General features: G+C 40.8%; 17 protein-coding genes, 3 tRNA genes and 3 rRNA genes. 14 read left to right on the forward strand and 9 right to left on the reverse strand.

What is annotated here, in order from left to right:
• Positions 1-87 precede the first annotated feature (87 nt).
• Both CVS89_RS01170 and CVS89_RS01175 read left to right on the forward strand, forming a co-directional pair.
• Entirely contained in the window at positions 88-534 is a 447-nt protein-coding gene (locus CVS89_RS01170; protein ID WP_107848290.1) for a Panacea domain-containing protein, read from the forward strand.
• The gene (locus tag CVS89_RS01175; RefSeq protein ID WP_107848291.1) at positions 531-1,436 is read left to right on the forward strand and encodes a coiled-coil domain-containing protein; all 906 of its coding nucleotides are present in this window, start codon (positions 531-533) and stop codon (positions 1,434-1,436) included. The genes CVS89_RS01170 and CVS89_RS01175 overlap by 4 nt, the downstream gene beginning before the upstream one ends.
• A 128-nt stretch (positions 1,437-1,564) precedes the next feature.
• Here the strand turns inward: CVS89_RS01175 and CVS89_RS01180 are convergent.
• The 4 genes from CVS89_RS01180 to CVS89_RS01195 all read right to left on the reverse strand — a co-directional run bounded on the left by CVS89_RS01180 (position 1,565) and on the right by CVS89_RS01195 (position 4,213).
• Positions 1,565-1,652, reverse strand: a tRNA-Ser gene (locus CVS89_RS01180).
• A gap of 43 nt (positions 1,653-1,695) precedes the next feature.
• Positions 1,696-2,178 carry a GNAT family N-acetyltransferase gene (locus CVS89_RS01185; protein WP_107848292.1) on the reverse strand — a complete coding sequence of 161 codons (483 nt, stop codon included), beginning with the start codon at positions 2,176-2,178 and terminating at the stop codon, positions 1,696-1,698.
• Between the two features lie 2 nt (positions 2,179-2,180).
• A complete protein-coding gene (locus CVS89_RS01190) occupies positions 2,181-2,984 on the reverse strand; it encodes a M48 family metallopeptidase (protein WP_107848293.1) in 804 nt (267 codons plus the stop codon).
• A gap of 260 nt (positions 2,985-3,244) precedes the next feature.
• Positions 3,245-4,213 (reverse strand): putative transporter, encoded by a 969-nt coding sequence (locus CVS89_RS01195; protein WP_107848294.1) that lies wholly within the window; start codon positions 4,211-4,213, stop codon positions 3,245-3,247.
• Positions 4,214-4,322: 109 nt separating this feature from the next.
• Here CVS89_RS01195 and CVS89_RS01200 point away from each other — a divergent pair, with 109 nt between their 5' ends.
• The gene (locus CVS89_RS01200; RefSeq protein WP_103608907.1) at positions 4,323-4,769 is read left to right on the forward strand and encodes a DUF411 domain-containing protein; all 447 of its coding nucleotides are present in this window, start codon (positions 4,323-4,325) and stop codon (positions 4,767-4,769) included.
• 18 nt (positions 4,770-4,787) lie between these two features.
• On the opposite strand, the gene CVS89_RS01205 is transcribed toward CVS89_RS01200, so the two are convergent.
• A complete protein-coding gene (locus CVS89_RS01205) occupies positions 4,788-6,101 on the reverse strand; it encodes a sodium-dependent transporter (RefSeq protein ID WP_107848295.1) in 1,314 nt (437 codons plus the stop codon).
• 170 nt (positions 6,102-6,271) lie between these two features.
• Here CVS89_RS01205 and CVS89_RS01210 point away from each other — a divergent pair, with 170 nt between their 5' ends.
• On the forward strand, positions 6,272-7,612 hold the full coding sequence (locus CVS89_RS01210) for a hemolysin family protein (protein ID WP_012140520.1): 1,341 nt from the start codon (positions 6,272-6,274) through the stop codon (positions 7,610-7,612).
• Positions 7,613-8,057: 445 nt separating this feature from the next.
• Here CVS89_RS01210 and CVS89_RS01215 read toward each other — a convergent pair whose 3' ends face one another.
• Genes CVS89_RS01215 through CVS89_RS01225 form a run of 3 tightly spaced genes read right to left on the reverse strand, consistent with a single transcriptional unit; the run spans position 8,058 to position 10,203 of the window.
• Entirely contained in the window at positions 8,058-8,729 is a 672-nt protein-coding gene (locus CVS89_RS01215; protein WP_107848296.1) for a sugar transporter, read from the reverse strand.
• Positions 8,730-8,738: 9 nt separating this feature from the next.
• A complete protein-coding gene (locus tag CVS89_RS01220) occupies positions 8,739-9,629 on the reverse strand; it encodes a DUF3137 domain-containing protein (RefSeq protein WP_107848297.1) in 891 nt (296 codons plus the stop codon).
• Positions 9,630-9,639: 10 nt separating this feature from the next.
• Positions 9,640-10,203: a LemA family protein gene (locus CVS89_RS01225; protein ID WP_012140517.1), complete on the reverse strand. Its 564-nt coding sequence runs from the start codon at positions 10,201-10,203 to the stop codon at positions 9,640-9,642.
• Positions 10,204-10,361: 158 nt separating this feature from the next.
• Here CVS89_RS01225 and CVS89_RS01230 point away from each other — a divergent pair, with 158 nt between their 5' ends.
• From CVS89_RS01230 to CVS89_RS01240, 3 genes are read left to right on the forward strand one after another with little or no spacing between them, the layout of a single operon-like run.
• The gene (locus CVS89_RS01230) at positions 10,362-11,207 is read left to right on the forward strand and encodes a fumarate hydratase (protein ID WP_009295312.1); all 846 of its coding nucleotides are present in this window, start codon (positions 10,362-10,364) and stop codon (positions 11,205-11,207) included.
• Positions 11,208-11,216: 9 nt separating this feature from the next.
• Positions 11,217-11,777, forward strand: a complete 561-nt coding sequence (locus tag CVS89_RS01235) for a Fe-S-containing hydro-lyase (RefSeq protein ID WP_021092611.1) — start codon at positions 11,217-11,219, stop codon at positions 11,775-11,777.
• 43 nt (positions 11,778-11,820) lie between these two features.
• Complete coding sequence (locus CVS89_RS01240; RefSeq protein WP_107848298.1) at positions 11,821-12,360, forward strand: L-cystine-binding protein TcyA; 540 nt, start codon at positions 11,821-11,823, stop codon at positions 12,358-12,360.
• Here CVS89_RS01240 and CVS89_RS01245 read toward each other — a convergent pair.
• Complete coding sequence (locus CVS89_RS01245; RefSeq protein ID WP_107848299.1) at positions 12,338-12,811, reverse strand: cysteine permease; 474 nt, start codon at positions 12,809-12,811, stop codon at positions 12,338-12,340. The genes CVS89_RS01240 and CVS89_RS01245 overlap by 23 nt on opposite strands.
• A gap of 94 nt (positions 12,812-12,905) precedes the next feature.
• On the opposite strand from CVS89_RS01245, the gene CVS89_RS01250 reads away from it, so the two are divergent.
• The 7 genes from CVS89_RS01250 (at position 12,906) to CVS89_RS09965 (ending at position 19,518) form a co-directional block, all read left to right on the forward strand.
• A complete protein-coding gene (locus CVS89_RS01250) occupies positions 12,906-13,280 on the forward strand; it encodes a RidA family protein (RefSeq protein WP_107848300.1) in 375 nt (124 codons plus the stop codon).
• A gap of 374 nt (positions 13,281-13,654) precedes the next feature.
• Positions 13,655-15,165 (forward strand): 16S ribosomal RNA (locus CVS89_RS01255).
• 94 nt (positions 15,166-15,259) lie between these two features.
• Positions 15,260-15,336: transfer RNA gene (locus tag CVS89_RS01260), tRNA-Ile, on the forward strand.
• 12 nt (positions 15,337-15,348) lie between these two features.
• Positions 15,349-15,424: transfer RNA gene (locus CVS89_RS01265), tRNA-Ala, on the forward strand.
• Positions 15,425-15,857: 433 nt separating this feature from the next.
• Positions 15,858-18,762, forward strand: a 23S ribosomal RNA gene (locus CVS89_RS01270).
• A 133-nt stretch (positions 18,763-18,895) separates the two neighbouring features.
• Positions 18,896-19,014: ribosomal RNA gene (gene rrf, locus CVS89_RS01275) — 5S ribosomal RNA — on the forward strand.
• Together the 16S, 23S and 5S rRNA genes with 2 tRNA genes alongside form the textbook arrangement of a ribosomal RNA operon.
• Positions 19,015-19,275: 261 nt before the next feature.
• On the forward strand, positions 19,276-19,518 hold the full coding sequence (locus tag CVS89_RS09965) for a hypothetical protein (protein WP_198425267.1): 243 nt from the start codon (positions 19,276-19,278) through the stop codon (positions 19,516-19,518).
• Positions 19,519-19,648: the final 130 nt, after the last annotated feature.

A 19,648-nucleotide genomic window follows, 5' to 3' on the forward strand; every position in this document is an offset into this window, starting at 1 on the left:
ATATTTTTACCACTATAATTATTTTAGACATTTAAAAGTCTTAAAGTTCTTTATATAATTCAATTAATTTTATCTAAAGGAGCAAAAATGAAAGCAATGGATGTGGCAGCACATGTAATTAATAGATGCATTGAAACAGGACGTCCTATAACAAATTTAAAGCTCCAAAAAATACTATATTTCTTGGATATGACTTTTCTTGTTCAGACTGAAGAAAGACTTATAGATGATAATTTTGAAGCTTGGCAATATGGTCCAGTTGTCCCGGCAGTTTATAGAAATTTTTCTATGTTGGCAGCTAGTCCAATAATAATTAAGCAGGAATTCCAAGAAAATTTCCCTGATAACTATTTGGATAGGTTAAATAATAAAATAGATAGTCTTGCTGATACTCCAGCATGGGATTTAGTAGAAAAGAGCCATAAAAAAGATACGCCATGGTATAAAACTTTTTATAGTGGAAGTTGCAACAAGGAAATCTCAACAGAATTAATGAATGATTTTGCTAAAGAAATAAGAAGCAATAAAAAATGAATTCAAATGACCCATATGGCTGGGGAGAGAAATCAGACTTCAGTATTGATAGAGATGGTGATAATAAATTATACGAAATCTTAAATAATTTATGTTGTATAGAGGATGCACCAAACAACAATTTTGTGAGTAAATTAAGAGAAATATATAAGGATGATTTTAGACATAGTTACTCATCCATTAATGCTTCTTTAATAAGTATATCGAATGGCGATATAAACAAGATAACTATAATTGCGAATAAGCTATTGGAGATTTATAAAGAGGTAAAAAAGAATTTAAAAGCAGATGATAAAAATGAAGAAGAATTCTTAAGACATTTATTCAAATTATATGATCATATAAATTTAGAGGCAGTTCAACTTCAATTTATGGCAAGCACAAGCGAGCAAATTAGAAAAACAGAAAGTAATATTCAAAATACTGAGGATAAAATAAACGAACAGTCCAAGGAAGTAAACAAAACAAAAGATAGTATTCAAACAACAAAAAAGGAAATAGAACAAGTAAAAAATGCTATAGAGAAGACACAGGCAAATTATGTTGCTATTTTAGGCATATTTGCTTCTATTATAATAGCTTTTGTTGCAAATATGTCTTTCTCTGCTTCTGTTTTGCAAAATATAGACAAGCCTAATACTCTCAAACTTGTAGCAATTATATGTTTCTTAGGTATTTTTATAGTCAATATATTAAATTTGCTTTTTAACTTTATTAAAGAAATACATTTTGGTAAAAGAGAAAGTAATGGATGTTGCTCAAAACTTTGGCTTTTTAATATAATTATAATTTTTATTGCTACAATGTGCCTTATTAAGTCTTTAGAGTACGATAAAAAATATTCACCACAAAAAGATAATAACTCTACTATTAATTTCAATATCACCGCTCCCCGCTTTTAATAGTAATAATTTTGTATTATTTTAATTCATATTGTAAATAATAGAATAGAAATGGTATCAATTATATTTTAAAAAAATTGGTTAATAAAGGTTGATGTTTATAATAGATTATAATTGCTTATAAGTAATGGCGGGTAGAGAGAGATTCGAACTCTCGGTGAGTTGCCCCACACACGCGTTCCAGGCGTGCTCCTTAAACCGCTCGGACATCTACCCAAGAAGAAGGTGATTATATCTTCATTTGCTTAATGCTTGGCTTTTAGAGCTTTAATCCCAAGATAACGACATCTTTATACTCGCCATCCATCAGGCAAACGCCAGGCAGTTCGCCCCATTTTTCAAAGCCAAATTTCAAAAACAGCCCAAGGCTTGCTTCGTTTTTGCTAAAGATTAGCGCGATGACGTTTTTTAAATTTAGCCCTCTAGCTTCATTTAGGCTGTGGGCTAAAAGCTGCTTGCCGATGCCCTTTTTAAGAGCCTTTTTAGCGACATAGATGCTTATCTCTACGCTTATATCGTAAGCGATCTTGGGATTGAAGTCACTTAGCGAGCAGTAGCCTAAAATTTCATCATTTTCTTTGTAGATAAAGATAGGGCGCGAGTCGCCGTGGGCGTTAAACCAAGGCTCTCGCTCCTTTGTGCTAACTGGCTGCATATCAGCAGTCGCACTTCTTTCTAGTATGTAGTCATTATAAATTTGCGTGATCGCTTCAAGGTCGCTTAAATTTGCTCGCTCGATCAAGCCTAACCTTTTTTGGCTGCTTGATATACTGGCTCAAGCTTTGCTGCGACCTCTTTTAGATCCTTGATCCTGCTCTCGTTTGATGGGTGAGTGCTTAAAATTTCAGGCACTTTGCCACCGCTCATCTTGCTCATCTTAACCCAAACTTCGACCGCCTCTTTTGGATCGTATCCAGCTCTTGCCATTAGCTCAGTGCCGATGTGATCAGCCTCGGTCTCGTGTGAGCGAGAAAATGGCAGTGAGATGGTGTATTGGCTGGCTAAATTTAGAGCGCTTGCGCCAAGATCGCCAAGTCCTGTGGCGGTTGCGACTGCGAAGATGCCGATGTTTTTGAGCTGGTCGGTGCTAGCTTGCTCTCTGCCGTGCTCTCTAAGCGCGTGGGCGATCTCGTGACCCATGACCGCCGCTAGCTGTGCATCTGTCAAATTTAGCTTTTTAATAATACCGCTATAAACGACGATCCTGCCCCCTGGCATGCACCAAGCATTTAGCGTATCTTCGTTGATGACATTTACTTGCCACTTCCATTTTAAGGCATCATCTCTAAAAACGCCAGTTTGCGCGATCAGCCTTTTTGCGATATCTTGAACCCTTTTTGTGAGGATCGGATCGACATTTAGCTCGCCCTTGCTTCTAGCAGCTGTTAGCGTCTTGACATAAGCTTGAGCTGAACTTTGCTCCATCGCTTCAGCCGATACTAGCATAAATTGTTTTCGGTCTATGCCCACTGCGCCTGATTTTGTGACGCTCGTGCAACCTGTGATAAGCATGCTAGCTGTTAATAACGTAAGTAAAATTTTTTTCATTTTCATCCTTTTTGGATTAAAATTTGGCGTATTATAGCCTGAGTTGGATATTCATTGTTAAACGAGGGGTGAAATTTAAATTTTGCGATTTCAAAAATAGAAATTTACCACTTTTGCAAATTTTAAACTTTCATTCACTCGCAAGAATTGACTACTAAAATTTGGCTTCGCTTATAGCTTAGCTCAAATTTTAGAGCCGAAATTACTCGTTCATAAATTTTAAAATTCATCCGAGTTTCTTCAGTATATAAATTTAACCCTTACGCTTTATAGTCTATATTTCTCTCAAATTCTCTCAAACGCTTATTGACCGATCTTAGCTCAGTTATCGTTGTCCAGTTATCGATAAAGACGCTAAAACTCTCTCTGACCTGTGAGAAGGCATTGCTAGCTTGGATCAAAACGCCAAGCGTGATGACGCCGCTAAATAGGCCATTGCCCATGATGATGTAAGGCACAATGACAAGAATTTGCGAAAACGAGATGAGCCAAAGATTAAAGTAGCCGTAGTGCAAAAATAGCTTGTAGTAGTTTAGCTTCACCCCTGTAAAAAGCTCTAGCATAACGTTTGGCTGGCAAAATTTGAGCTTATCATCCTCACCATAAACCAGCTCTTTTCTAAACGCCGCCTCCGCTTTTTGGTTGTTATACTCAAGGTGTGGCAGCTTTATGCCCACAAACCACGATACGATGAGGCCTCCGATGCTAATTAGTAGAGCGATATAAACTAGCGAGCCCTCGATGTCCTTGATGAAAGGCAGGCTCACGCTTTTGCTTAGCTCCCAAAGCACTGGTATAAAGGCAATCAGTGTCATAAATGCCTTTAAAACCTGCACGCCAAGGCTCTCCATGATCTTAGCAAAGCGATAAACGTCCTCTTGGATACGCTGCGAGCTGCCCTCGATGTCGTTTTGGCAGTTTCTCCAAAATTTGAGGTACTTAAAGGTCATCGCCTCCCTCCAGCGAAAGACCCAGTGGCTCGCAAAGAACGATATCACCGTGTAGGTCACTACGTATGGCATGGCGATCTTTATGAAATTTAATATCTCGCGCCAAAACTCATCTACATTGTGATCCTTTGAGTTTTGCACGATGTCGTAGAAATTTTTATACCACTCGTTGATGCGGACGTTTAGGTGCGTTTGATAGACAAGCAGCAAGATGATAAATATCGCTCCGCCGTAAGCCCAAAGTGCCCATTTTTTGTCTTTGAAAAATGATGAAAACATAAAGTGCCTTTTGTAAATTTTGGCAATTATAGCAGGCAAGGTTTAAGCATTTATATAAAATTTAAACCCAAACTATATCATTTTGCAAATTTTAACGTAAAGGAAAATGATGAAGAAATTTGCATTTTTAGCTCTTAGCCTTTGTGCGACCTTAGCACTTGGGGCCGATATGAAGGTCTATAAAAGCCCAACTTGCGGTTGTTGTGGCAACTGGGCGAGTGCTATGCAAAAGGCTGGCTTTAGCGAAGAGACCATCAAAGTAGATGACTTGGTCAAGGTTAAAAAAGAATTTCACGTGCCACTAGAGCTTTCAAGCTGCCACACAGCGATCGTTGATGGCTACGTCATCGAGGGTCACGTGCCAGCTGATGAGGTCAAGCGCCTGCTGGAGCTTAAACCAAAAGATGCCGTTGGTATCGCAGTGCCTGGCATGCCTATGGAGAGTCAGGGCATGGAGCAAGGCGGCAAAGCCGAGCAATACGACGTCATACTCTTTAAAAAAGATGGCTCGCAAGAGGTCTTTGCCACCTACATAGGCACCAAAAAGCTAAAATAAATTTAGCCAAAAGGGAATTTAGAAAGAAATTCCCTTGCTAATGGCGATCACACAGAGTAAAAGCGTGAGCGGAACGTAGATAAATTTACCCACAAAATACCAGAGCGAGCCATAAGGTTTGCTAGCTCCAGAGTTTATCTCATCTAAAATTTCTTCTTTTTTAATGACCCAAAACCAAGATATTGCGCCGATGACCGCGCCTATTGGTATGATGTAGATAGAGACAAAGTCCATCCAAGGTCCCCAGCTGCTAATAGGCTCCATAAACGCTCCAAAGCCAAAGCAAACCACGCAAAGTAGCGCAAGCGTCCAAAACCTGCTAAGGCGTGGGAATTTATGCATGAGTGACTCAGCGACCACCTCAAACATATTTTGAAGCGAGGTGATACCGCCAAAAATGACTGCTGTAAATAGTATGATCGCAAAAATTTGACCGCCGATCATGTTTTGTAAAATTTTAGGAAGCGTTACGAAAAGTAGCTTTGGCCCGCCAGCTGGGTCCATAGCGTAGGCAAAGACCGCTGGGATCATAACAAGGGCCGCCACAAGAGCTGCAAGGGTGTCAAAAAATGCCGTAGTTTTCGCACTTGCAACGACGTCTTCGTTCTTTGAAAGATATGCTCCATAAACTATCATGCCTGATCCCGTGATAGAGAGCGAGAAAAAGGCTTGACCCATCGCAGTGACCCATACCATCGGATCTTCAAGCTTGCTAAAGTCAGGGATAAATAGAAATTTATACCCCTCAAATGCGTTTGGCAGCATCGCAACATTTATAGCCAAAATGGCAAATAACACGAAAAATAGTGGCATCATGATTTTATTAGTCTTTTCGATGCTTTTTGCTCCAAAAAATAGCGTAAGAAGCGTGCCAACGATCACTATGAAGTGATAGGGCAAGACTGAGTACTCATGAAGCGCAAAGGAGTCAAACCAGACATTTGTATCAACGCTCATAAACGAGCCAGTAAGTGCCTGCGTGAGAGCTTTTAGCACGTAGGCGATGATGACTGCGTAGCCAATGGCTATGCAAAGTGAGCCAGCAAGTGGAAGCCAGCCGATGATACTACCTATGACGCCTAAATTTCTACTCTCCCATGCGTATTTATATGAGCCAAGTGTGCCAGTCTTTGCGCGCCTGCCGATCGCATACTCAGCGCTTAGGCCAACGTATGAAAAAAGTGCCACAAAAAAGATGTAGATGAGTAAAAACGCTCCACCACCATTTGTGCCAAGCTTGTAAGGAAAGCCCCAAACATTTGCCATACCAACGGCTGAACCAACTGAGGCTAGTATAAACGCCCAGCGTGATGAAAAATTCTTTTTGCTCATTGTAAAATCCATAAATTTAGTGATGAAAATAATGTTACCAAAATATGATTTAAGAACTTTTTATAAATCTTAAATTTAAGAAACGTTGTTACTTTTGGGCGCGGCTAATTTGACCGCTAAATATAAATTCGCTATAATCAGCCAAAATTTTTAACTCTTAAGGATCATAATTGTACCCCAGTAGCGATAACTCGCTTTTAATGGTAATACTTGCCATTATATTCATTTTACTAAACGCATTTTTTGTTTTGTCGGAATTTTCCCTTGTTAAGGTTCGCAAGTCTAGACTTGAAGAGCTTATCAAAGAGAAAAAGCCAAACGCCCAGCTTGCCTTTGAGATGTCAAACAAGCTTGATACCTATCTTAGCGCCACTCAGCTTGGCATCACGCTAAGCTCGCTCGCCCTTGGTTGGATCGGTGAGCCAGCAGTCGCAAGGCTCATAGAAGCCCCACTTAAAAATGTTTTTAATCTTAGCGATATCTTAGTTCATACAGTCGGCTTTGCGATCGCATTTACGCTTATCACGCTACTTCACGTAGTTATGGGCGAGCTTGTGCCAAAGTCAGTCGCCATAGCAAAATCAGAATCAGCAGTGCTTAAAATCGCCCGTCCGCTTCACTTTTTCTGGATACTATTTTCGCCTATTATAAAGCTTTTTGACATCCTAGCTACATTTGGACTTAAAATTTTAGGTATCCAGCCAGCAAAAGAGAATGAGCTAGCGCACTCTGAAGAGGAGATCAAGATCATCGTTGGCGAGAGCTTAAAAGGCGGCGTGCTTGATAGCTTTGAGACTGAGCTTATCAAAAATGCAGTTGATTTTAGTGACACGGTCGCAAAAGAGGTTATGACGCCAAGACGTGACATGATCTGTATAAACAAACAAAAGAGCTTTGAAGAGAATTTACAAGTCGTTTTTGAGTCAAAATATACTCGCTATCCTTATATAGACGGCTCAAAAGATATCATTTTGGGCATGATACACATTAGAGATATCTTGCAGCTGCACTTTAGCGAGGATAAAGAGAAGAGTTTTGACGCGATCGTGCGTAAATTTGTCATCGTGCCTGAGAGCCTTTCTATATCAAAGGTGCTTGTGATGATGAACAAGGAGCAAATTTCAGCTGCGCTTGTAGTTGATGAGTATGGCGGCACGGCTGGACTTCTTACGATGGAGGATATCATGGAGGAGGTACTTGGCGACTTTAACGACGAGCACGACGAGGTAGATCAACACTATAAAAAGATAAATGAAAACATCTATGAATTCCAAGGCAGATACGATCTAGAGAGTGTTGAGGAGCTTCTTGGCATAAGCTTTGATGAAGAGACTGATCAAGTCACTATCGGCGGATATGTCTTTAACCTTATCGGTCGTTTGCCAGTAGTTGGGGACAAGATCGAGGATGAAAACTGCTACTACGAGGTGAGAAAGATGGATGGAGCTAGCATCTCACGTGTAAAAGTTAGAAAAAAGATAAAAGAAGAAGAGGAGCCTGCTCAGGCTTAGTTTATAAATTTAATGGCTTTTTTGAGCCATTAAATTTAATATCAAAAATCATAAAAAATAGGGCAAATTTAAGTGGCATTGCGCTTTTTAAAGACTCTAAGCCATCAAATTTATCTCACAAAACCACAAAATTTAAAGCGACACCACCTTTTTAAATAGCTCTAAATTCTAAAAACGTTATCACCGCATTTTTGTAAATTTGGTTATAAATTTAAAAGTGGCTTGCTAGTTTTAAATTTATCATTTGCTTGCAAAAGTAGCCGAGTAATATTGCTTGTGATATTTAAATTTACTAAAGTTAATTAGCCTTTACTGGGAGATGTGATGTCACGAAATTTCGTTATAAATTTCTCTATCGCACTCATCTAGGCTGCAGTAAGAGAGCGAAATTTCTTTTGTTAAATTTTAAAACGCCTCTTAATAGCTCTTTTATAGCCAAATTTGCTTATCTATTTTTATGTGTAAATTTATCTTGATAAAAGCGTGCTAGATCTTTGCCATGCTTTAATGCTAGCTTGTAGTACGGCATGTCTGGGTCCTCTCCTATCATCTCATAGAGCTTTTTACGAAGCTCTGGCAAAAGGCGAAGATCGCTATAATCTATCCTCTCTTTATACGCTGGCAAGCCTTGTAAGAGCAGGGCATTTGAGTAGTTTATGCCGCCAGTTTTGCTGCCAGTAATGTTAAATTCATTTTCATATTGCGTGCGAGTTAAGCTAGTTGGTATGCTAAGCTCTCCTCTCTCTAGGCAAATTTTATCATTGCTACTTACGATATACTCTGGAAATTCTAACTCTTGGTAGTTGATATCTTCGTGATCATAATACACCCACTTTATGCCGTCTTCATTTTTGCGGTTGAAACTGCTTTTGTAGATGAAGCTACCCGGGATTATAAATTCACGGCTTTTTAGCACCGGTGTATCTGCTATATCTTTATAAACAGCAACCAAGTAGCAGTCACTAAAAAAATCAAGCGGCCAAAGAAGGCCCTCATTCGCTCGCTTTACAAGGCGGTTTTTAATATCAGCTAATATTTTGCCAAAGAAATATCTCTTGTAGTAGTCATTATAGACGTAAAATATGTCGCCCTCTTTGAGTTTTGTCTTATCTGGCATTTTATAAATTTAGCTCTTCCAGATGTTTTTGTTTAGCTCCAGATCACGCACGATCTCCACAAAGTCGCTGATACTTGAGATGTAGTTTTGCACGCTCTCGTTGCTGTTTATCGGCTTTTTAAGATCAGGCTCAAAGCTATCCTTTCTAAGATCGATCGCGATGAAAATTTCATTTTTTAAAAACACTGCCGAGAGTGGGGCGTTAAATTTAGTTCTTAGAGTGGTGAAATTTTCCATCAACTTTGGCGTCAGAGCGTATCTAGCAGCGATCTGATCGGTCGCATAGGTCTTAAAAAGCTCATTAAATTTAGGGTTATCCATCACAGCTTGCTCGCCATCGCTTCTTAGATCAGACGTTCGCTTTTTATCGCAGACGTAGATCGTGGCGTTTAGCTCTTTTTTAAACTCAGCCTTTAGTAAAATACCTTGAAATTTTACCGTTGTAGTGGTGCGTTTCTCACCTTGCGTCTCTTTTGCCGCATAAAAATCACAAAGCTTAAACTGCGTCTCATCGATCTGTCCGTAGATCATATCTTCTGCGTAGTGTCTATTTACATCAGCGTCATAAATTTTTAAAAAATCATTCAAACTTAGTCCGCCATTTGCGCTGAAATTTAGACCATAGTTTTTTACGATGACGCCAACTACTTTTTGTTTAAATTTTGCTATAAGCTCGTTTTTTAGCCCATTTATCGTCTTGCCAAGATAAAAAACTCCGCCGATTAGCAAAAAGAAAAATAAATTTCCAAGGTGCAGTGATGCCAAAAAACCACTTACAACTATGATGCCAAGAAAGCCATAAACTATCATTTTAAAGGCTTTTTGCCCCATAGCAAGACGCTCTTTTTCAAGCTCGTCAAGGTCGCTTAGATCGATGCCTTTTAGTTCGTCTGCTTGCATTTTTTATGCCTTATTTTTTAAAAAGATCACCGACGTTTGGAGCAACTGCTTCATTTTCAGGGATATCAAAAAACACATCTTTGTGAAAGCCAAACATTGAAGCTACGATGTTTGAAGGAAACATCTGTGTGGCGTTGTTGTAAATTTCAACAGCTGAGTTGTAGGCACGGCGCGCAGCTGAAATTTGCTCTTCGACCTCGTTTAGTGTGCTTTGGATGTGAAGTAAATTTTGATTTGCTTTTAGATCTGGGTAGTTTTCTACGCTCACTCTTAAACCATTTAGCAAGCTTGAAATTTTGTTATTTAGCTCAAATTTCTCCTCATTTGTAGAGGCGCTTCTAGCGCTTTCTCTAAGGGCAGTGATGTTTTCTAGTAGGCTCTTTTCATGCACCATGTACTCTTTTGCAGTAGCTACTAAATTTGGTATGAGGTCATATCTTCTTTTTAGCTGCGCGTCGATGCCAGCCTCCACGCTTTTTACCTGGTTTTGCTTTGCAACAAGTGAGTTGTAAAGGCTGATGAAAAAGACAAAAATGACTGCGACAACAAGTATCACGATGACTAACGAATTCATAACTTTTCCTTTGAAATTTAAGTTTGTTGTAGTTTATCCAAAGTTGCTTAAGAGTATTTAAACACCGAGGTTGGGTGATTAAATTTAATATTATAATTTAATCTTAAATTTTACATATAATTTATATAATTAAAAATTGTTTTTTACGAGGAGGATAAATGAGAACGGTAAACGTAAAAGATATAAAAGAGACTGTTGCAAAGCTTTGCAAACAAGCCTGTTACGTTGTTACACCAGATCTAAAGGCTGCTTTTACAAAAGCACAAACCACCGAGAGCTCATCTCTTGGTAAGGATATCTTGGGCAAAATTTTGCAAAATGCCAAGCTAGCAGAAGAGGGCGTTGCGCCTATTTGCCAAGATACGGGCATGACGGTTGTCTTTGTCGAGATCGGTCAGGATGTGCATATCGAGGGCGGATATATCGAAGATGCGATCAACGAAGGCGTTGCAAAGGGCTACACTGAGGGCTATCTTAGAAAATCAGTCGTTGCTGAGCCACTTTTTGAGAGAAAAAACACCACAAACAACACTCCAGCAGTCATCCACACTAGGATCGTCCCAGGCGATAAGCTAAAGATAAAAGTCGCTCCAAAAGGCTTTGGCAGTGAGAACAAATCAATACTAAAAATGCTTGTGCCAGCTGATGGCATAGAGGGCGTTAAAAAGGTATTTTTAGAGGCTGTAAAATACGCTGGACCAAACGCTTGCCCTCCAATGACAATAGGCGTTGGTATAGGCGGCACTATGGATAAAGCTGCACTTCTAGCCAAGCAAGCTGCAGTTCGTCCAGTAGATAGCAAAAATGCCGATGCTAGATATGCAAAACTAGAAGATGAACTTCTTGAGCTTGCTAGCAAAACAGGCGTCGGTCCTCAAGGGCTTGGTGGCGATACAACTGCCATAAAAGTAAATGTCGAGTGGTATCCAACTCACATCGCAGGCCTACCAGTAGCCATAAATATCAACTGCCACGCTGCACGCCACGCAGACGCCGAGCTTTAAGGAGATAACATGTCAGAAGTAAAAAGAATAACAGCACCATTTGATAAAGAGGTGGTAAAGAGCCTAAAAGCAGGCGACAATGTCCTAATCTCAGGCACTATCATCGCAGCTCGTGACGCCGCTCACAAGGCACTAACAGAGGCTTTAGCACGTGGCGAGAAGTTGCCAGTTGAGCTAAAGGGCGAGACTATCTACTACGTCGGACCAACACCAGCTAAACCAAACCAAGCTATCGGCGCAGCAGGTCCAACAACAAGCGGCAGAATGGACAAATACACACCAACTATGATAAATGAAGTTGGCATAAATGGCATGATCGGCAAGGGATATCGCAACGACGCCGTAGTCGAGGCTATGAAAAAATCATGCTGTGTTTATATGGTCGCTATCGGCGGTATCGGAGCGGTCATTAGCCAAAGCATCAAAAAATATGAAGTACTAGCCTATCCAGAGCTAGGACCAGAGGCAGTCGCAAGGCTCACAGTAGAGGACTTCCCAGCGATAGTCGCTATCGACTGCGAGGGCAATAACTTCTACGAAGTCGGCCAAGCACCTTACAAAAAAATCTAAATTTGATCCGCTAGCAGCCTAAGCTAGCGGAATTTCTCCCAAAATGAAAACTTTTTGCAACGATCAAGCAAAGCCACTACTTAGATTTTTTACCAAAACCAAAAGTGAAATTAGAAATTTAAAGCTAAAGCAAATTTTAAACGAGGGCTTTATCTTAAAACCCCAAGGGATATTTTTAAAAGCTGCCATAAGAAAAAGGCAGAAATTTGAGCAAAACAAGACGCAAAATGAGTGGTCGATAAATGAAATAGTAGTTTTTGAAAGCGAGTATGAGAGCTGCGAGGAGTATTTTAGCGATGTGGGGTTTTTTGTAGTGAAGCTGGCTGATAAATTTAGAACAAGTGGCATTAGCGAGAAGTTGGTCTTTGCTGTTTCGTTTCAGGCACTGCAGTTTGTCACGCTGGATAGCGAGGAGTTTAAATTTATATACGAGGACTACGACGAGAGCACAAACTCCGCTCACATTAAAATTTACGCCAAAAGAGAAAACGACGAAATTTTGCTATATAAAGATAGGATAGGGGGCTACAAAACTGAGGCGCTAATCGTTTACGAGGTGGCTAGTAGTAGCCAAGACACATAGTCTCAGTCAGTTTTATGCGCTTTTCAAAGGGCGCTGGCGAGAAAAATTTGCACTTTTCGATGTAAATCCTATACGAGTAACTAAGCTTTAAATCATCATAAAATTTCTTTAAATTTAAAAATTTGATACCGCAAATTTCATGAAATTCAAAAAGCTCATAAATTTTCGAGCCATTTTTCGCCACGAGGTGGGATGGGGCGAGTGAGGTAAATGAGCAAAAAACGCCAGTTGGCACGAGGCCATTTAAGGGCGTGCAAGCTTGTAAAGCACTTGCAAATTTCTCTGGGACGCTCTTTTTTCTAATAAAAACGATGCGCGAGTTTTCAAATTTAGCGCTGATCGCATTTTTCCAAAAGAGGTAGGCGTTTGAGGAGATGCCAGCGTTTTTGGCAAGCTGCGCACCAAGCACGTAGTCATCTAAAAATTCGTTTGGTGCAAGAGTTATTTGCATCTTTGTCCTTTTGAAATTTTGCTCATTATAGCCTTTGGTGCCTAAAAATTTAGAAATTTATAGTAGGATTTTGCCAAATTTCAAAGGAGAAGATATGAAAAAACAAATTTCAACAAAAAACGCCCCACAAGCGATCGGACCATACTCTCAGGCGATTAGTGCGAATGGATTTTTATTTATCTCGGGTCAGCTTGGCGTCACACCAGCAGGCGAGTTTGTAGGTAGTAGCGTAGAGGCTCAAGCTGAGCAGTCACTTACAAATTTACAAAACATTTTGGCTGAGGCTGGACTTAGTTTTGATAATGTCGTAAAGACTACGATCTTTTTAGCAGATATGGCAGATTTTGCTAAAGTAAATGTCACATACGCTAAATTTTTCAAAGAGCCATATCCTGCTAGAAGCACGGTAGCTGTGAAGACTTTGCCAAAAGATGCACTTGTAGAAATTGAGGTTATCGCGGTTTGCTGACACATATCGTGAAAAAAGTTATATCACATAATAAGATGGAGAGTAAAACTCTCCAAATTTATGTCTAAAAAAATTTTGATTTTATAAAATATTTTGCAATTATTTCAACTATCTTTAAGCATCCCTCATATATAATTCCAGCTCACGAAACGAGAAACCACCTTTAACTTCAACGTTAATAAAGCCTTTTTCTTATCGTTGTTCTTTTAACTTACAATTGTTAAACTATTAGTCAATCTTTGAAATCTAAACAAGTGATCGATTGAGCCAGTCTATTATGATTAAATAATAGATTAGACAAACTAATATAAAAACTAAAAGTTTTTTTGATTAAAAACTTCATAATAAAAATCCTATCTATTAGATAGGTAATTAATATGGAGAGTTTGATCCTGGCTCAGAGTGAACGCTGGCGGCGTGCCTAATACATGCAAGTCGAACGGACGAGTAAGAGCTTGCTCTTATGAGTTAGTGGCGCACGGGTGAGTAATGTATAGCTAATCTGCCCTACACTAGAGGACAACAGTTGGAAACGACTGCTAATACTCTATACTCCTCTCTAGCATAAGTTAGATAGGGAAAGTTTTTCGGTGTAGGATGAGGCTATATTGTATCAGCTAGTTGGTGAGGTAATGGCTCACCAAGGCTATGACGCATAACTGGTCTGAGAGGATGATCAGTCACACTGGAACTGAGACACGGTCCAGACTCCTACGGGAGGCAGCAGTAGGGAATATTGCTCAATGGGGGAAACCCTGAAGCAGCAACGCCGCGTGGAGGATGACACTTTTCGGAGCGTAAACTCCTTTTGTTAGGGAAGAACAATGACGGTACCTAACGAATAAGCACCGGCTAACTCCGTGCCAGCAGCCGCGGTAATACGGAGGGTGCAAGCGTTACTCGGAATCACTGGGCGTAAAGGACGCGTAGGCGGATTATCAAGTCTCTTGTGAAATCCTATGGCTTAACCATAGAACTGCTTGGGAAACTGATAATCTAGAGTGAGGGAGAGGCAGATGGAATTGGTGGTGTAGGGGTAAAATCCGTAGAGATCACCAGGAATACCCATTGCGAAGGCGATCTGCTGGAACTCAACTGACGCTAATGCGTGAAAGCGTGGGGAGCAAACAGGATTAGATACCCTGGTAGTCCACGCCCTAAACGATGTATACTAGTTGTTGCTAAGCTAGTCTTGGCAGTAATGCACCTAACGGATTAAGTATACCGCCTGGGGAGTACGGTCGCAAGATTAAAACTCAAAGGAATAGACGGGGACCCGCACAAGCGGTGGAGCATGTGGTTTAATTCGAAGATACGCGAAGAACCTTACCCGGACTTGATATCTAACAAATCATCTAGAGATAGAAGAGTGTCTGCTTGCAGAAATGTTAAGACAGGTGCTGCACGGCTGTCGTCAGCTCGTGTCGTGAGATGTTGGGTTAAGTCCCGCAACGAGCGCAACCCACGTCATTAGTTGCTAACAGTTCGGCTGAGCACTCTAATGAGACTGCCTTCGTAAGGAGGAGGAAGGTGTGGACGACGTCAAGTCATCATGGCCCTTATGTCCGGGGCGACACACGTGCTACAATGGCATATACAATGAGAAGCAATATCGCGAGATGGAGCAAATCTATAAAATATGTCCCAGTTCGGATTGGAGTCTGCAACTCGACTCCATGAAGCCGGAATCGCTAGTAATCGTAGATCAGCCATGCTACGGTGAATACGTTCCCGGGTCTTGTACTCACCGCCCGTCACACCATGGGAGTTGATTTCACTCGAAGCCGGAATACTAAATTAGTTACCGTCCACAGTGGAATCAGCGACTGGGGTGAAGTCGTAACAAGGTAACCGTAGGAGAACCTGCGGTTGGATCACCTCCTTTCTAGAGTACATATAGATATTCCCTCACAAGATATCTATAAGAAAGATATTCTCAATCATCCTTGTTTAGTTTTGAAAGATTGATAGACCTATAGGGGCCTATAGCTCAGCTGGTTAGAGTGCACCCCTGATAAGGGTGAGGTCACAAGTTCAAGTCTTGTTAGGCCCACCAGAGAATTTAATTGGGGAATTAGCTCAGCTGGGAGAGCGCCTGCTTTGCACGCAGGAGGTCAGCGGTTCGATCCCGCTATTCTCCACCATAAAATAGTTTAACACTAAAAGTCTATATTAAGTGTTTTTAGAAGCATTTACTTTAGACTTTTAAGCGTCTTAATCTTTATTGATTACGAAGTTGCCTAAAGCAACTTTGTGCTTTAGGGGTTTCCAAAGGGTGTAACTCTTTGGTCGTAAAGGCTAGCTTGCTAGTCTGCGAAGTCTAAATGTTCTTTTAATTAATATTGTTAATAGTCACAAGCAAGTTTTAAAAACAATTTTACAGGACTTGTTAAAGATTTAAATTTCTATTCTCTTTGCATTTAATGCAAAAGTTTGACATCACAATCTATTTAGGATTTAAAACTTATCTAAATAGTAGTCAATGCTTTCCGTCTTGAGAGCTAGAATTTAAATGTAGTAACATAAAGTTATCTTTAACAAGGAAGTGATGCGAATTAGAATAATCTAATATAGAAAAGGTAAGCTACAAAGAGCAAGTGGTGGATGCCTTGGCTAGTAGAGGCGATGAAAGACGTGCCAGGCTGCGATAAGTCTCGGGGAGCCGTCAAGGGGCTTTGATCCGGGAATTTCTGAATGGGGCAACCCAACTAATAGAGATATTAGTTACCGTATAACGGAGCGAACGAGGGGAATTGAAACATCTTAGTACCCTCAGGAAAAGAAATCAAAAGAGATTACGCTAGTAGCGGCGAGCGAACGCGTAAGAGGGCAAACCACTAGTTTACTAGTGGGGTTGTAGGACTGCAATATAGACTAAACTTAGCTAATAGAACGACCTGGAAAGGTTAGGCACAGAGGGTGATACCCCCGTATATGAAAGCTTTGTTTTACTTAGCAGTATCCTGAGTAGGGCGGAACACGTGATATTCTGTCTGAAGCTGGGTAGACCACTATCCAACCCTAAATACTACTACTAGACCGATAGTGCACAAGTACCGTGAGGGAAAGGTGAAAAGAACTGAGGTGATCAGAGTGAAATAGAACCTGAAACCATTTGCTTACAATCATTCAGAGCCCTATGATTTATCAGGGTGATGGACTGCCTTTTGCATAATGAGCCTGCGAGTTGTGATGTCTGGCGAGGTTAAGGAAACCCGGAGCCGTAGCGAAAGCGAGTCTTAATAGGGCGTTTAGTCAGACGTTGCAGACCCGAAACGATGTGATCTATCCATGAGCAGGTTGAAACCGGTGTAAGAGCCGGTGGAGGACCGAACCCGCTAGCGTTGAAAAGCTATGGGATGACTTGTGGATAGGGGTGAAAGGCCAATCAAACATCGTGATAGCTGGTTCTCTCCGAAATATATTTAGGTATAGCGTCATGTAGTAACACTAGGGGGTAGAGCACTGAATGGGCTAGGGCATACACCAATGTACCAAACCCTATCAAACTCCGAATACCTAGTGTGTAATCATGGCAGTCAGGCGGCGAGTGATAAAATCCGTCGTCGAGAGGGGAACAACCCAGACTAACAGCTAAGGTCCCTAAATCTCATTTAAGTGGAAAACGATGTGGAGTTACTTAAACAACCAGGAGGTTGGCTTAGAAGCAGCCATCCTTTAAAGAAAGCGTAATAGCTCACTGGTCTAGTGATTCTGCGCGGAAAATATAACGGGGCTAAAATGAGTACCGAAGCTTTAGACTTAGTTTTACTAAGTGGTAGGAGAGCGTTGTATTTGCGTTGAAGGTATACCGGTAAGGAGTGCTGGAGCGAATACAAGTGAGCATGCAGGCATGAGTAGCGATAATTGGGGTGAGAATCCCCAACGCCGTAAACCCAAGGTTTCCTACGCGATGCTCGTCATCGTAGGGTTAGCCGGGTCCTAAGCAAAGTCCGAAAGGGGTATGCGATGGAAAATTGGTTAATATTCCAATGCCAACTATAATGTGCGATGGAAGGACGCTTAGAGTTAGAGGAGCCAGCGGATGGTAGTGCTGGTCGAAAGGTGCAGGTTGGAGTTCAGGCAAATCCGAACTCCTTTAAGCCGAGGCCTTACAGGTGCGTGAAGTTCTTCGGAATGAATCGTAAATCCTTTATACTGTCGAGCCAAGAAAAGTTTCTAAGTTTAGTTATAGTTGCCCGTACCGTAAACCGACACAGGTGGGTGGGATGAGTATTCTAAGGCGCGTGGAAGAACTCTCTTCAAGGAACTCTGCAAAATAGCACCGTATCTTCGGTATAAGGTGTGCCTAACTTTGTGAAGGATTTACTCCGTAAGCATTGAAGGTTACAACAAAGAGTCCCTCCCGACTGTTTACCAAAAACACAGCACTCTGCTAACTCGTAAGAGGATGTATAGGGTGTGACGCCTGCCCGGTGCTCGAAGGTTAATTGATGACGTTAGCTCTGCGAAGCGTTTGATCGAAGCCCGAGTAAACGGCGGCCGTAACTATAACGGTCCTAAGGTAGCGAAATTCCTTGTCGATTAAATATCGACCTGCATGAATGGCGTAACGAGATGGGAGCTGTCTCGAAGAGGGATCCAGTGAAATTGTAGTGGAGGTGAAAATTCCTCCTACCCGCGGCAAGACGGAAAGACCCCGTGGACCTTTACTACAGCTTGACACTGCTATTGGGATAAAAATGTGCAGGATAGGCGGGAGGCTTTGATCCATAGACGCCAGTTTATGGTGAGCCATTGTTGAGATACCGCTCTTTTTTATTCTGATAGCTAACTAGCTTGAGTTATCCTCAAGTAGGACAATGTCTGGTGGGTAGTTTGACTGGGGCGGTCGCCTCCCAAAATGTAACGGAGGCTTACAAAGGTTGGCTCAGAACGGTTGGAAATCGTTCGTAGAGTATAAAGGCATAAGCCAGCTTAACTGCGAGACATACACGTCAAGCAGAGACGAAAGTCGGTCTTAGTGATCCGGTGGTTCTGTGTGGAAGGGCCATCGCTCAAAGGATAAAAGGTACCCCGGGGATAACAGGCTGATCTCCCCCAAGAGCTCACATCGACGGGGAGGTTTGGCACCTCGATGTCGGCTCATCGCATCCTGGGGCTGGAGCAGGTCCCAAGGGTATGGCTGTTCGCCATTTAAAGCGGTACGCGAGCTGGGTTCAGAACGTCGTGAGACAGTTCGGTCCCTATCTGCCGTGGGCGCAAGAAGATTGAGGAGAGTTGACCCTAGTACGAGAGGACCGGGTCGAACCAACCACTGGTGTACGAGTTGTCCTGCCAAGGGCACCGCTCGGTAGCTATGTTGGGATGTGATAACTGCTGAAAGCATCTAAGCAGGAAGCCAACTCCAAGATGAATCTTCTTTTAAGAGCTCATATAGACTATGTGTTTGATAGGCTGGGTGTGTAATGGATGAAAGTCCTTTAGCTGACCAGTACTAATAGCTCGTCTGCTTATCTTTTAATAAGCATCACTTCCTTGTTAAGGATAAAAACTTAATAAGATATGTTTTTATAAAACTTTGTTTATGACTTTTAACTTTATCTAGTAGTGTTAAATAAAAGATTTATCTAGTATATCTTTTATTTAACACTGCCCGTGACTATACAGACGAGGAAACGCCTTGCTCCATCTCGAACCAAGAAGCTAAGCTCGTCCTGGCTGATGATACTCTCCCTTACTGGGATGTTGGAAAAGTAGGTCGTTGCGGGCTTTGTTATTTATCTGCTTTAATTCTTGTATTATTAATCTTAGTTTTATTAGTGTTTATTTCTGTTTAAGTATAAAATATTAAATTTTTTAACTATATTTTATTTTTCCTGTTTTTAAAAGAATCAGTAGAGTTGCTTATGAACGTTTAAGTAGTTGAAATAAAACAATCAGGTAAAATAAACATTTTAGTGAAAGAAATGATTAAGGAAATGAGTAGAAAAAGTATTTTAGAGTTAAATGCTACTGAAGTAAGAAAATTTTTTTGAAATATGAAAGCTATTGCAATATAGGCTTGCCAAAGTATTTTTCATTTTCTGAGTTACTAGAAAAAATATCAAATAAATACTCTGAAAAAAATTTATTAAATGATTTTAGTAGAGCAAAAAGCGCAATAGGGGAATTGGATGATGTAAACCATCCTTTATATACCAACAAAGATGGTAAATTATCATGGAGACCGTTTCAAGTCATAAATTCTTTAATCTATGTGGCATTAGTACATTAGATAACCGAACAGATAAATTGGGAGAAGTTGCAGGCAAGATTTAAGAAATTTAGTAAAAATGAAAAAAAGATGCTTAAGCATACCTGTTCAATCCGAAAATAAACAATCCGATAAGGTTCAGCAAATTTCA

It is taken from the genome of Campylobacter concisus (genome assembly GCF_003048615.2).
GTDB classification, from domain to species: domain Bacteria; phylum Campylobacterota; class Campylobacteria; order Campylobacterales; family Campylobacteraceae; genus Campylobacter_A; species Campylobacter_A concisus_C.

Bases quoted from the DNA above. Each gene is read 5' to 3' on its own strand.
- CVS89_RS01170 (WP_107848290.1), top strand. From the start codon at position 88: ATGAAAGCAATGGATGTGGCAGCACATGTAATTAATAGATGCATTGAA.
- CVS89_RS01175 (WP_107848291.1), top strand. From the start codon at position 531: ATGAATTCAAATGACCCATATGGCTGGGGAGAGAAATCAGACTTCAGT.
- CVS89_RS01190 (WP_107848293.1), bottom strand. From the start codon at position 2,984: ATGAAAAAAATTTTACTTACGTTATTAACAGCTAGCATGCTTATCACA.
- CVS89_RS01195 (WP_107848294.1), bottom strand. From the start codon at position 4,213: ATGTTTTCATCATTTTTCAAAGACAAAAAATGGGCACTTTGGGCTTAC.
- CVS89_RS01200 (WP_103608907.1), top strand. From the start codon at position 4,323: ATGAAGAAATTTGCATTTTTAGCTCTTAGCCTTTGTGCGACCTTAGCA.
- CVS89_RS01205 (WP_107848295.1), bottom strand. From the start codon at position 6,101: ATGAGCAAAAAGAATTTTTCATCACGCTGGGCGTTTATACTAGCCTCA.
- CVS89_RS01215 (WP_107848296.1), bottom strand. From the start codon at position 8,729: ATGCCAGATAAGACAAAACTCAAAGAGGGCGACATATTTTACGTCTAT.
- CVS89_RS01220 (WP_107848297.1), bottom strand. From the start codon at position 9,629: ATGCAAGCAGACGAACTAAAAGGCATCGATCTAAGCGACCTTGACGAG.
- CVS89_RS01225 (WP_012140517.1), bottom strand. From the start codon at position 10,203: ATGAATTCGTTAGTCATCGTGATACTTGTTGTCGCAGTCATTTTTGTC.
- CVS89_RS01230 (WP_009295312.1), top strand. From the start codon at position 10,362: ATGAGAACGGTAAACGTAAAAGATATAAAAGAGACTGTTGCAAAGCTT.
- CVS89_RS01235 (WP_021092611.1), top strand. From the start codon at position 11,217: ATGTCAGAAGTAAAAAGAATAACAGCACCATTTGATAAAGAGGTGGTA.
- CVS89_RS01240 (WP_107848298.1), top strand. From the start codon at position 11,821: ATGAAAACTTTTTGCAACGATCAAGCAAAGCCACTACTTAGATTTTTT.
- CVS89_RS01245 (WP_107848299.1), bottom strand. From the start codon at position 12,811: ATGCAAATAACTCTTGCACCAAACGAATTTTTAGATGACTACGTGCTT.
- CVS89_RS01250 (WP_107848300.1), top strand. From the start codon at position 12,906: ATGAAAAAACAAATTTCAACAAAAAACGCCCCACAAGCGATCGGACCA.